This is a genomic window from Mesobacillus sp. MER 48 (assembly GCF_023714225.1).
GTDB classification, from domain to species: Bacteria; Bacillota; Bacilli; order Bacillales; family Cytobacillaceae; genus Mesobacillus; species Mesobacillus oceanisediminis_A.
The window spans coordinates 47,684-60,327 of the sequence record NZ_JAMAUR010000008.1 but is presented as its reverse complement, the minus strand read 5'-3'; the positions used below and the strand labels follow the sequence as shown (position 1 = coordinate 60,327).

Annotated in this window: 13 protein-coding genes; 11 read left to right on the top strand and 2 right to left on the bottom strand. The window is 44.1% G+C overall.

The window, feature by feature from the left end; all coding sequences use genetic code 11:
• Positions 1-2 precede the first annotated feature (2 nt).
• Entirely contained in the window at positions 3-164 is a 162-nt protein-coding gene (locus M3593_RS20325; RefSeq protein ID WP_144474405.1) for a FeoB-associated Cys-rich membrane protein, read from the top strand.
• Between the two features lie 162 nt (positions 165-326).
• A complete protein-coding gene (locus M3593_RS20320) occupies positions 327-791 on the top strand; it encodes a helix-turn-helix transcriptional regulator (protein ID WP_144474407.1) in 465 nt (154 codons plus the stop codon).
• A 46-nt stretch (positions 792-837) separates the two neighbouring features.
• Here the strand turns inward: M3593_RS20320 and M3593_RS20315 are convergent, their stop codons facing one another.
• Positions 838-1,356, bottom strand: a complete 519-nt coding sequence (locus M3593_RS20315; RefSeq protein WP_186326621.1) for a universal stress protein — start codon at positions 1,354-1,356, stop codon at positions 838-840.
• 158 nt (positions 1,357-1,514) lie between these two features.
• Here M3593_RS20315 and M3593_RS20310 point away from each other — a divergent pair, with 158 nt between their 5' ends.
• Together M3593_RS20310 and M3593_RS20305 are read left to right on the top strand one after the other, a co-directional pair.
• Positions 1,515-1,703, top strand: a complete 189-nt coding sequence (locus tag M3593_RS20310; protein WP_144474409.1) for a hypothetical protein — start codon at positions 1,515-1,517, stop codon at positions 1,701-1,703.
• A 260-nt stretch (positions 1,704-1,963) separates the two neighbouring features.
• Positions 1,964-4,273 (top strand): transglycosylase domain-containing protein, encoded by a 2,310-nt coding sequence (locus M3593_RS20305; RefSeq protein WP_251544647.1) that lies wholly within the window; start codon positions 1,964-1,966, stop codon positions 4,271-4,273.
• A gap of 421 nt (positions 4,274-4,694) precedes the next feature.
• Here the strand turns inward: M3593_RS20305 and M3593_RS20300 are convergent, their stop codons facing one another.
• A complete protein-coding gene (locus M3593_RS20300; protein WP_144474410.1) occupies positions 4,695-5,018 on the bottom strand; it encodes an HPr family phosphocarrier protein in 324 nt (107 codons plus the stop codon).
• 95 nt (positions 5,019-5,113) lie between these two features.
• On the opposite strand from M3593_RS20300, the gene M3593_RS20295 reads away from it, so the two are divergent.
• The 7 genes from M3593_RS20295 to M3593_RS20265 all read left to right on the top strand — a co-directional run bounded on the left by M3593_RS20295 (position 5,114) and on the right by M3593_RS20265 (position 12,448).
• Positions 5,114-5,275, top strand: a complete 162-nt coding sequence (locus M3593_RS20295) for a hypothetical protein (RefSeq protein ID WP_186326622.1) — start codon at positions 5,114-5,116, stop codon at positions 5,273-5,275.
• A gap of 497 nt (positions 5,276-5,772) precedes the next feature.
• A complete protein-coding gene (locus M3593_RS20290) occupies positions 5,773-7,053 on the top strand; it encodes an MFS transporter (protein WP_251544623.1) in 1,281 nt (426 codons plus the stop codon).
• Positions 7,054-7,185: 132 nt separating this feature from the next.
• Complete coding sequence (gene sigY / locus M3593_RS20285) at positions 7,186-7,746, top strand: RNA polymerase sigma factor SigY (RefSeq protein ID WP_353056113.1); 561 nt, start codon at positions 7,186-7,188, stop codon at positions 7,744-7,746.
• Positions 7,712-8,056: a YxlC family protein gene (locus M3593_RS20280; RefSeq protein WP_144474413.1), complete on the top strand. Its 345-nt coding sequence runs from the start codon at positions 7,712-7,714 to the stop codon at positions 8,054-8,056. Before sigY ends, M3593_RS20280 begins: the two co-directional genes overlap by 35 nt.
• Positions 8,056-8,262, top strand: coding sequence for a sigma-Y antisigma factor component (locus M3593_RS20275; protein WP_251544621.1), 207 nt, complete (start codon positions 8,056-8,058; stop codon positions 8,260-8,262). The genes M3593_RS20280 and M3593_RS20275 overlap by 1 nt, the downstream gene beginning before the upstream one ends.
• 428 nt (positions 8,263-8,690) lie before the next feature.
• Entirely contained in the window at positions 8,691-10,448 is a 1,758-nt protein-coding gene (locus M3593_RS20270) for an ABC transporter ATP-binding protein (RefSeq protein WP_251544620.1), read from the top strand.
• On the top strand, positions 10,445-12,448 hold the full coding sequence (locus tag M3593_RS20265; protein WP_251544619.1) for an ABC transporter ATP-binding protein: 2,004 nt from the start codon (positions 10,445-10,447) through the stop codon (positions 12,446-12,448). The genes M3593_RS20270 and M3593_RS20265 overlap by 4 nt, the downstream gene beginning before the upstream one ends.
• Positions 12,449-12,644 lie beyond the last annotated feature (196 nt).

Sequence of the window (12,644 nt, the reverse complement as noted above, 5' to 3'; positions counted from 1 at the left end):
ACATGATCGCAAATATTTTGATCGGCGGGGCCATATTCGGCTATGCCGGCTGGGCCTTCTACCGATTCATCAAGAAGTCAAAAGAAGGAAAATGCGCTGCCTGCTCCATCCAGAGCTCGTGCTCCAGCAGCTGCGGCATCAGCCAGAAAAAACAAATCAAATAAGAAAAAGGGGTTCGGAATCATCAAATTCTGAACCTTTTTATTTAAATCCGGGAAAAATTATGCTTCTTTTCTATCATTTCAGTATGAAATGATAAAAAGTATTTTGAATTTCGAATAAACAAGTGTAAAATTACACTTAAAGAACTAAAAAGGATGAAGCGGATGACGAGAGATGAAATTATAAGCAGGGTATCGGAGAAATTGAGAGTGCTGCGAGCAGAGGTTGGTTATACCCAGGATAAAATGGCTGACATCATCGGAATCTCCAAAAAGACACTTGTCCAGATTGAAAAAGGCAGGGTTCAGGCCGGATGGTCAACAGTCGTGACAATCAGTGCCTTGTTCAGGGAAACGGAGACGATTCAGTTTTTGTTCGGCAACGAACCACTTGAGGTCCTTGAAACGATCGCCCATGAAGGTACGGATTACCGAAAAGAAAAGACATTGGGAGGAAAAGTCTGGTGGCGGGAAGTAGCCAGGGATGGCGGCTTTGTCATGCAGCAAAATATTCTGAGTCAGCATTACAGGATTCTCGACGAAGATGATTTCCGGATTTTCAGCAGTTTTGAAGAAACAGAAACCAGGGAGCGTTTGGAGGAACTTGCCTCCCAAGCGATGAATGAATAATTCAGACAGCAAGAGCCGGGCAGCCTTTACCCGGCTCTTGCTTTGTTTATTTTGCTATAAGTACATGGCAATGGGCATTATTTGCAACTTTTTGGCTTACGCCTCCGAGTAGCTTTCGCTTGATTCCTTCGTTCCCGGACTGGCCGATGATAATTAAATCTGCATCGACATCCCTGGCGAATTCCAATATACCTTCTGCCGGGTTTCCTTCCAGGATTGAAAAATCAGTGTCAATATTAAGGACTTCAAGTTCAGCCTTTGCGTTATTGAAGGCTGTTTCAGCGCTATGAGTAATGATTGCGTGCTCTGATTTATCAAAAGCACCTTGTTCTGTTGCCAATGGAGGCACCTGGACCCCATCCGCGGGAAAGCTGTTAATCGGCAGGGGCTCGATTGGGCGGTCAGTAGATTCCACCAGTTCATTTTTTACCTTTTCTTCATATACATGACCGACAAACAGTTTGACTCCGTCTATGTTTCTTGTGAACTCCTTCGTCAATTGAAGGGCTTTCCGTGCACCCTCGGAATCATCATAAGCGAGAACCACATTTTTTATTCCAGCCATATTCATCTACCTCCAGGGTTAGTACTTCTTATCTATTGTTCATTACCCTTTTTCAAAAAGAACTAACGCTTTAAAATAATCCAGCATACCCTCATAAGTCATCAAAGACTGGCGAACATTTTTATAAATCTTTCATTAAGAGATAAGGAGTGGCCAATATGGGAATGAATTCTCAAATGGCAATGCATCCGACAATACGGAAATGCCTGCAGCACCTTGATGTCATACAAGCTGATGATAAAACAAAGCAGATCGTTTATATGTATATGGAGACGCTTCTTCGGGATAAGGACATGGCTTCTGCCAGTCAGCAGCAAATAATAAATGATGACTATAATAATCAATGATAGGCCAATCGTACATTTGTCGATTGGTCTTTTTTATATTCCTGTACGTGCACAACCAATTAAAAAATCCCGCTGGCAAATGATAGAAATATTGCCGTATTATGTCTTTTTTCCTTGTTATTAGCCAATATGTGTTAATCCTTTTGAAAAATGGGTAAAAGAAAGTGTCATATTTCTAAACTATTTTTAAAAGGTTGGGGTGCTCAGTGAGCAAAAATTCGATAGCAACACGTTTCTTAAGAGGCTGGAAAAGGTTACATATGAACCAGGTGCTTGTTTTGTCTGTTTCAACAGCAGTACTGGCGTTCTTGAGCTTTTTCCATGTTTATTCGGAGGGGGCTGACATCAGCGCATTGAACGATGACATGGCCCAGTCTACGGTCATTTACGATGCCAATGGAGAGGTCGCAAGCAAGATTTCGGCCTTGAAAAATGAAGGAATCAAGATAGAAGATGTACCGGAACATGTCAAAAATGCCGTCATTGCCATTGAGGATCACCGTTTTTATGAACATGATGGGGTGGACCTTGTGGGAATTTCAAGGGCTTTTGTACAGAATGTCAAGGCAGGAAGCATTGTTGAAGGCGGAAGTACGATCACACAGCAGCTGACAAAGAATGCATTGCTTACAAGTGAAAAAACATACAAAAGGAAGCTCGAAGAATTTTTCATGGCCAGGGAAATTGAAAAGCAATATTCGAAAGATGAAATCATGCAAATGTATCTGAATCGCATTTATTTCGGAAATGGTTCATGGGGGATCAAAGAGGCGGCAATGGGTTACTTTGGCAAGAATGTACAAGACCTTTCCGTCAGCGAAGCAGCCATGCTCGCTGGTCTGATCAAGGCGCCATCTGCGTTGGATCCACACAAGAACTATGATAAAGCGGTTGAGAGAAGAAATCTCGTCCTGCAAATGATGAATACTCATGGCTTTATCGAGGAAAAGGAATACAATGAGGCAGTTGCCGAAAAAATTGTTCTCAATGAAAAGGGCGGAGATCCGTTACGCGGCCGCTACCCATTCTACGTAGACCATGTCATTGATGAAGCAATCAAAAAATACGGGCTGACCCAGGAAGAGGTATTAACGAGCGGTCTGCAGATCTATACCGAACTTGATGTGACAATGCAGTCAGCAGTGGAAGCGACTTACGCGAAGGATGAATTGTTCCCGGAAGGAACGGAAAAACAGATCGTACAAAGCGGGGCTGTATTGGTCGACCCGAAGTCCGGAGGCATCCGTGCCCTTGTAGGCGGCCGCGGCGAGCATGTATTCCGTGGTTATAATCGTGCGACACAATTAAAAGCACAGCCAGGTTCAACGATGAAGCCGCTTGCCGCATATGCACCAGCACTTGAAGAAGGCTGGGGTGTTACCGACATGCTGAAGGACGAGGAGATGGAATTCAAAGATTATAAGCCACATAACTTCAATGATAAATACAAAGGCGAAGTGCCGATGTATGAAGCATTAAGAGATTCATTGAATGTGCCTTCCGTCTGGCTGCTGGATGAAATCGGGATTGCAAAAGGGATGGAATCTGTAGAGAAGTTTGGCATTCAGCTCGATCCAAAGAACGACCGCAATCTGGGTCTCGCACTTGGGGGCTTATCCACTGGTGTATCTCCAGTGAAAATGGCAGAGGCATACTCCGCGTTTGCTAATAATGGAGAGCGGCATGAGACGCATGCGATTACGAAGATCGTCGATAAAGAAGGCAATACTATTGCCGAGTACAAGGGTAAGAAAAGCAAGGCAATCTCAAAAGAGACCGCTGAAAAAATGACAACGATGTTAATGGGTGTTGTCGAGGACGGAACAGGAAAAGGAGCAAAAATTCCAGGCAGGGAATTAGCCGGGAAAACAGGCTCTACCCAGGTTCCAATTGAAGGGGTCAAAGGTACGAAAGACCAGTGGTTCGTCGGATATACTCCACAGCTTGTCGGCGCTGTATGGGTTGGTTATGACAAGACAGATAAAGAACATTATTTAACGACCACAAGCAGTGAAGGAGCCGCGCTGATTTTCAAGGACTTCATGTCAGAGGCCTTAAAAAATACAAAAGCAGAATCCTTCAATGTTCCTCCACTTTCAAAATATATAGAGGAACACAAAAGGCAACAACGTGCCAAGTCTGTAAAGGAACTAGAATCAAGGGTCAAAAAGGAATCAGAAAAGCTCAAGAAGCAATGGGAAGCAGCAAAAAAGAAACTGAACAAGAAAAAAGAAGTACCGAAAGATAAGCCGGAAAAGAAAAAGGAAAAAGAAGAAGAAAAAACAACTGAGGCTGCTGCCCCAACCAATACTGGCAACAACGATACCAATGATTCTGGCGATACTAACGATACCGGCGGTGCAGGCGACACCGGAGGCGAAGGAGACACTGGCGGTGCAGGTGACACTGGGGGCGAAGGTGACACAGGAGGAGAAGGAGATACTGGTGGCACAGGTGACACTGCGGGCGAAGGTGACACAGGAGGCGAAGGAGATACTGGTGGCACAGGTGACACAGGAGGAGAAGGAGATACCGGTGGCACAGGTGACACCGGAGGAACCGGCGGATGAGATGATAATAACTAAATTTAAACAGCGCAGGATTACTGCGCTGTTTTTTTTTTGTGCCGTTTTCGCAGGCTTTGTTGCTATTAAACCACAACCGTGCAAATCCATTGTAGAAGCATCTTCGAAAAGAATGAGGAGCCCAGACAGAAAGTATTCGGGTCATAGCATGAGATTGTAACGTACTGTGATAAATGAAAAATTATCCTATCAGCATGTGCCGATTCATCTCCTGCCAGGCCGCCAACCAGATGCCGCCATAAAAAAGAGGCTGCCTGCGGTCTAGTTTTTGACCATTGGCAGCCCCTTTGAAACGTCATTATAGTAATCTTAATAGGAAACCGATCACGACGATTGCGCCGACGATCATCAGTATTGTTCTTACCACGAAAATTCACCTCAACTATTCTATGTTCAGTTACTATGATTATATTTGAAAAGATTCTGTAGTTTCGATTAGTTGCTTGCGCTTCACCCGAAGTACAGAAGCTTCGTTTGTTAACAGTTTTGTCAGCTGGTTCAATTTAGGTTCTACATCGTTACCTTCCATAATAATTTTTAAAGTTGTATTTGGTTCGACAGTCAGCAGGAAGGATACTAGTTTGGACAATGAGGTTGCCTCTACTGCCTTCTGACGGCTGTATAAGTAAGTGGCACCATCCAATCTATTAGCAGCCTGATAGATTTCAAGCATTTTCTTCATTGTAAATCTCTTTTGAACCATTACATTCGATGACATAATCTCTTTCATTTATAATTAACTCCTTTAAAAAACTTTTTTTAGTAGGTTAGTTGATTATTACCCCGTAATCGCGATTTGAAAACCTTCACGGTGTGAAATGGGCGATGTTGGCAGAAATGGTGACTGCGAATTCCTGGGATCGGAAAAGAAGGACGCCAATGAGCCGGATTGAAGCTTTAGAAATCCAGAAACTGGAGAAATGGGTCACCAATAAGCCGGATTGGAGCACTGTAAATCCAGAAAATGGAGAATCAGGTCACCAATAAGCCGGATTGGAGTCATGAAAATCCGGAAAATGGAGAATCAGGTCACCAATAAGCCTGATTGGAGCACTGGGAGACCAGAAACTGGAAAAAGAGGTCACCAATAAGCCTGATAGGAGCACTTGATACCCAGAAACTGGAGAAAAAGGTCACCAATGAGCTGTATTGGTGACCGAAAAATCCAGAAACAGGAAAGAGAGGACACCAATAAGCCGTATTGGTGACCAAAAACGCCAGAAACAAGTAAAAAAGGTCACCAATGAATCAGCTTGGCGCTCAAATACTCCTAAAACAGGCAAACTCCAATAAGTTGGCTTTAGCATAAAAGCCTGCAGAAAAAGCTTTCCATGGAAAAGGAGCCGAAACAGCAACAGCATACGACCTCCGCACGGTTCTTATCCGCCTCAAGCAGGAGAAGGAAACGGCCAGGAGAAAGTTTTTTTGCACTGGGAAAATGCGATACCATGAAGATACTAAATGAGTTGTGAGGAGAAATACGTATGAAAAACTTTGCTGATATTTTCAGGAATGGCAGCTTCACCAAATTGTTTTTGGCAAACTTTACTTCCCAAATGGGCAGTACAATCGGCTTGACGGCCTTTATGTTTTACCTGCTTGACCGGTTCGGCTCCCAGCCTGCTTATGCGACAATTACTGAATTGATGTATTCTTTGCCCATGCTGGCTGTGTTTTTCTTGATTGGGGTTTTCGCTGACAGGATGGACCGGCAAAAGATTGCCGTGTATTGTGATTGGATTAGCGCTGGTTTATCGCTTGCGTTGATTGCGGCCATTTTTGTTGGCTGGATGCCGTTGGTCTTTACGGTACTGTTTTTAAGGAGCGCCATTCAAAAGTTCTTTTTCCCCGCTGAGCATGGAATGGTGCAGGGAATTCTGAAGAAAGAGGATTTTACGACTGCTGCGGGATTGAACCAGCTCGTCATGAGTTTGTTCATGCTATTCGGCAATGGTCTTGGAGTTTTGGCTTACTGGTCGATTGGAATTTATGGCGCTATTTTGATAGATACATTATCGTTCATCATCAGTGCTCTTTTGATTCAGAAAACGGCGGTTTCACTTGAGGCTAGACTACCAAATGGTCCACACAAACTGAAGGAACTGAATATCAAGATGGTCTTCAGTGATTTTAAAGAGGGATTTTCCTACGTATTGAGCAACAGGTTGCTATTTACTTTGATCATCGGCTTCTTTATTTTCGGTATCGTCAATGGAGGTTTCTCGGTCATGCCGATCTTTATCCTGAAGTATAAGCTTGCGCCAGAATCCTATGAGCAATACTCGATTGTTATCGGTTTGGTGTTCGGATTCGGTGTATTGATTGGCAGCTTCATCGCTTCACTGCTTTCACAAAAAGTTAAGCTATATCACCTGATTTCAGCGGGACTATTGATTGCTGGCAGTTTCACGGCTCTTGCTTCACTTCCTAATAATATCTACATATTCCTCGGCATTCTCTTTATCTCTGCCTTGGCACTGCCGCTTATCAATGTTGGGATTGGCGGATGGCTGCCAAGCATCATCGATCCTAAAATGATGGGGAGGGTCCAGGGGCTGATCAGTCCGCTGACCATGCTCTCCCAGTCGCTGACGCTTGCTTTCATTGCCTATAGCTTCCCGGTTTTGCTGACAATTGAAATGCTCTATTGGATTGTTGGCGGCTGTCTTGCATTAGTAGGTTTATTTTATCTGATTGCCTTGCCAAAACTTGCCGAAGAACAGACTGCTGGAGTCGAAAAAGCCGCAGCAGAGTCAGGAGTATAGAAGAAAGTCCTTTGTGGGCTTTCTTTTTTTGAGCCAATAAAAACTTTTTTGAACGATTCTTTACTTCCGTCGTCTTATGAATAAATAATAAAAGATAGAGATGAATTTATAGGGTGGCGGGGAAAGCGAGGCATGCTTTTTATGGATGAAATAGAGTTAATTACTGAAGCGAAAAAAGGTGACCACCGTTCGTTCGCTGTGCTTTTCAGGAATCATTATCCCCTGCTGGTGAAATACCTGATGAAGATTACGATGAATCCTGATCTCTCAGAAGAACTGGCACAGGCAACAATGGCAAAATGTGTGGAGAAGATACACTTATTCAATGGGAAATCCAAGTTCTCCTCGTGGCTCATCAGCATCGCAACAAATATGTATATCGACCAGCACCGAAAGAAGAAGCGCGAAAGTGAGTGGAACGATGGAGAAGCAAGGTCTCGCAGGCTTCAATGGCATATGGAATCCAGGAATGAGGAATGGACAGATGCACTTGCCGCCTTATCCAGACTGTCAGATGAAATGAGGATCCCGCTCATTCTTAAGCACTATTATGGATATTCATATGATGAGATAGGTGAAATCCTGAATATCGCCGCTGGTACTGCAAAGTCTAGAGTCCACCACGGGCTTTTAGCCGTTAGAAGGGAGCTGAAAGTTGATGAAAAACCAAAAGGGAATCTTGTCAAACGATGATCAAATGGATAAGGAATTAATTGAAACCATCAGCGCGATTCATAATGGACTGGACAAATTGGATTCCATGGACACCTTTACTCCTGATGAAAAGTGGTTTGAACAAATGGTGCTGAATCAGCAGAAGGTTCAAAAAAAGAAATTCCTCAAGGAGCTGACATGGTTCATTTTGTGTGCCGGGCTGATCCTTACAATGGTCATCTTCACAATGCTGGAAGTGCCGATACTATTCTATATGCTCCAGGCCGTTACAGTGGCTATCGCCGCTTTTTCTGGATACAAAGGAATGCAGAAGCAGGTGGACAGCTGATGAACGAAGAACTGTCACCACTCATGCTGGCTGTCGTTATCGTAATCTTATTAATGCAGAGCATTTTTCTGTTTACCAATGCCCGGAAGCATGGCCATAATTATTGGCTATGGGGGATATTGGGATTGATCCAGGCTCCCATGCCGCTGCTTTTTTACCTGCTGTTTGTTAGAAAGATTTGGCGCAGGAAATCGGCAAATCATTAAAAATGATGAAAAATATCGAAAAGTTAGAATTGACACAATTGCCCTTAAGGTGATAACCTTACAAAGTAATGGAAAAAATAACTAAAAGGAGGGTTACTGATATGAACATTGTAAAAATCGCCAACTACGATCAACTGAATACTTGTAACCCATCCTTTTACGATAATTGACTTGTTAATCAATTTTATCTATTAAGCTGAAGGCATGGGTTGCGCATCCGCGTGACGTGTGCTTTTTCTGTCTTTATCAAGTGATTCAAGACATATCGCATGCTGCGGTATGTCTTTTTTCATGTCCAGCGAAGTTCCATTCCAAAAATATTTAAGGAGGAAACAAAATGGTCAACGCAAATGTAAAGAAATTAGTAAAAGAGGAACATCTGGAAAGCGGCTAGTCAGTTTTTACAACAGAGAGGAGAGTGACTGACCATGTTATCGGTATTATCAAAGTTAAGCTGGTTTTTCAAAGAAAACTGGAAAAGGTACAGTGTTGCAATTTCATTGCTGATTTTTGTCGGCATACTCGATGTACTTCCGCCAAAAATCGTTGGGATGGCCATTGATTCCATCCAACTGGGCTCCATAAATAAGCAATTGATCTTTAAGTATATTGGCGCGCTGGCGCTGATTACAGTTGTCTCATATTTCATCACTTATATTTGGATGTATCAGTTATTCGGCGGGGCTTTCCTGATTGAGAGGAAGCTGAGGACCCGCTTCATGAAACATATGCTTAAAATGACTCCGGCTTTTTTTGAAAAGAACCGGACAGGGGACTTGATGGCAAGAGCGACGAACGATCTAAAGGCCATTTCCATCACGGCCGGTTTCGGCGTCTTGACTCTGGTCGATTCAAGCATTTTTATGCTGACCATTGTGCTTACGATGGGCATTTTCATCAGCTGGGAACTGACACTTGTCTCCATTATCCCGCTGCCCATCATGGCCTATCTGATCAATCTATATGGTAAGAGGATTCATTCCAAATTCACGTCCGCCCAGGATGCATTCGGGGAGCTGAATGACCGGGTGCTTGAATCTGTATCAGGAGTAAGGGTCATCAGGGCCTATGTTCAGGAAAAAGCCGATGAGTCAAGATTCCATGAGTTGACGGAAGACGTCTATCGCAAAAATGTGGAAGTCGCAAAAATTGATTCTTTATTTGAACCGACGATTAAAATTCTTGTCGGGCTGAGTTACCTTATTGGCCTGGGCTATGGAGCCTTCCTCGTATTCCAGCAGAAGCTGACGCTGGGTGAACTGGTGAGTTTCAATGTTTATCTGGGAATGCTCATCTGGCCAATGTTCGCAATTGGAGAACTGATTAATGTCATGCAGCGCGGCAACGCTTCTCTTGACCGCCTGAACGAAACATTGTCCTACAAGGAAGATGTTGCTGATCCGATTAAGCCGGTAGAGGGCAATGAGCCTGAATCTATACAGATGTCTGAGTTGACATTCAAATATCCTTCTTCAAAAGTGAATAATCTTGATCAAATTAAGCTGCATTTGAATCGCGGCCAAACACTCGGTATTGTTGGCAAGACAGGAAGCGGCAAAACGACTTTGATCAAACAGCTGCTCAGGGAATATCCTGAAGGCAGCGGAAATCTGCTTGTGTCCGGTGTGCCAATCCAGGAACACAGCTTGAGGCAGACAAGGAGCTGGATGGGCTATGTCCCGCAGGAAAACATCCTTTTTTCCCGTTCGGTGAAAGAAAACATCCTGTTCGGAAACCCGCTGGCAACGGATAAGGAGTTGCAGGATATTATTGATTTGTCGGCTTTCCGCAAGGATTTGGAAATGCTTCCTGAAGGCTTGGAAACCCTTGTCGGTGAAAAGGGAGTTGCCCTTTCTGGGGGACAAAAACAGCGGATTTCGATTGCACGCGCTTTGATCAAGGATCCGGAAATTCTGATTCTTGATGACTCGCTTTCGGCAGTCGATGCCAAAACTGAGAAAAAGATCATAGATAATATCCGCAGAGAGCGGAATGCCAAAACAACCATCATCACGACACACCGATTATCTGCTGTGGAGCATGCAGACCATATCGTTGTCCTGGAAGATGGAAAAATCGTTGAGGAAGGTACTCATGAACAATTGATGGAGGCCAAAGGCTGGTACCACGCTCAATATCTCATGCAGCAGGCAGAAGCAGTCGAAGAGGAGGTGCACTCCCAATGAGTACAGGAAAAAGACTGTTCCAATATGCATTAAATTATAAAAGAATCATTTTAGTGGCGCTGGCCATGTTGACTGTCGCTGTCGTCGCTGATCTTGCTGGCCCGTTCATCGCCAAGCGGATGATCGACCACCATATCCTTGGGATTGAATCGGTCTGGCATACGACAGACGAACAAAGCGGGGCTGTAAAATATAAAGGCAACTTATATACAAAAGAAGATATGGAGCAGGAAACGGACTCTGCCCAAATTCTTCAGGTAGGCAGGAATTTTGTGTTTGTTGATGCAAAGATTGAATTTGACGGCAACCGCAGTTATGAGGATGGGGTCTTGACGATCAACAAAGGAACCAAGGCTGCCCAGTATGAAGCTGAACTGCTGTCAGGTGAGGAGTTGATGGGTTTTTACCGGCCTGAAATTCCGGGTATTATTAAGCTGCTGGCCTTCTATTTCGGTTTGCTGATCATTGCTGCAATCTTCCAGTATGGCCAGAGATTTTATCTGCAAAAGTCAGCCAACAGGATCATCCAGAAGCTGAGGGAGGATGTTTTCCGGCAGATTCAGCGGCTTCCAATCCGCTATTTTGACAATCTGCCAGCTGGAAAGGTCGTCGCCAGGATCACGAATGATACAGAAGCGATACGTGAACTTTATGTAACCGTTCTGTCCACGTTCTTTACAAGTTTCATCTATATTACCGGAATTTATATTGCCTTGTTCATTCTGAATGCCAGGCTTGCGGCAATCTGCTTGCTGTTATTGCCAGTTCTGTTCGTGTGGGCAAAGCTATACCGCAAATATGCATCGAAGTATAATCATGTCATTCGCTCACGGGTAAGCGACATCAACGGAGTGATCAATGAATCAATACAGGGTATGAGCATCATCCAGGCGTTCGGCCGGGAAAAAGAAACACAAAAGGATTTCGAGAAGCTCAACAACGAGCATTTCACCTATCAGAATAAACTGCTGAGCCTGAATTCATCGACTTCTCATAACCTTGTCGCAGTGTTGAGGAATATCGTTTTTGTTGCGTTCATCTGGTATTTCGGCGGCGAGGCCCTGCAGCCTTCATCTGCTATCTCACTGGGGATGCTTTATGCGTTCGTCGATTATATCAACCGGCTTTTCAATCCTGTCCAGGGGATCGTCAACCAGCTGGCTAATCTGGAGCAGGCATTGGTTGCCGGGGAGCGAGTTTTCAAACTGATGGATGAGGAAGGAATTGATGTCAGCGAGGAAGAGATTCCGCGCTATAAAGGAAATGTAACTTTCAATCATGTTTCCTTCGGTTATAAAGAAGGCGAATATGTCCTGAAAGATCTTAACTTTGAAGCTAAACAAGGAGAAACCGTAGCACTCGTCGGTCATACAGGATCCGGCAAAAGCTCGATCATGAATCTGCTGTTCAGATTTTACGATCCACAGGAAGGTAAGATCCTGATTGATGGCATGGATATTTCAGAAATGCCCCGGCAGACCTTGCGTAAGTATATGGGCATTGTCCTTCAGGATCCGTTCCTCTTCACTGGGACGATCGCTTCCAATGTCAGCCTTGATCACCCTTCGATCTCAAGGGATACTGTCGAGAAAGCACTGCAAAGCGTTGGAGCTGACCGCGTCCTGAAAAACCTTGAAAATGGTTATGATGAGCCGGTGATTGAGAAGGGAAGTACACTTTCCAGCGGGCAAAGGCAGTTGATCTCTTTTGCCAGGGCCCTGGCTTTTGACCCAGCCATCCTGATCCTTGATGAGGCAACCTCAAGCATTGATACTGAGACCGAGGCAATCATCCAGGATGCGATGGATGTCCTGAAGGAAGGAAGAACGACCTTCATCATTGCCCACAGGCTGTCGACCATCCGCAATGCCGACCAAATCCTTGTATTGGATCGCGGCCGTATTGTGGAAAAAGGCAACCATGATCAATTAATGGAATCTAAAGGGAAGTATTATCAAATGTACCAGCTGCAGCTTGGAAACAAATCGAAGGCAGGTTAAAAAGAGATCCACACTCATTCTTAATGAGTGTGGATCTTTTTATGTCCTTTGATGCCTTATCTCTGTGTGATAACTCACTATAATCCCTGTTTTTGTCACAGAAAGTTGCGAAACATCCCCGTTGACTCACGTTTTCCTGTGTTAGTTTAATAATAACTATATTAAATTTCAGGAGGTTGTTTAGATGGCGGAACTC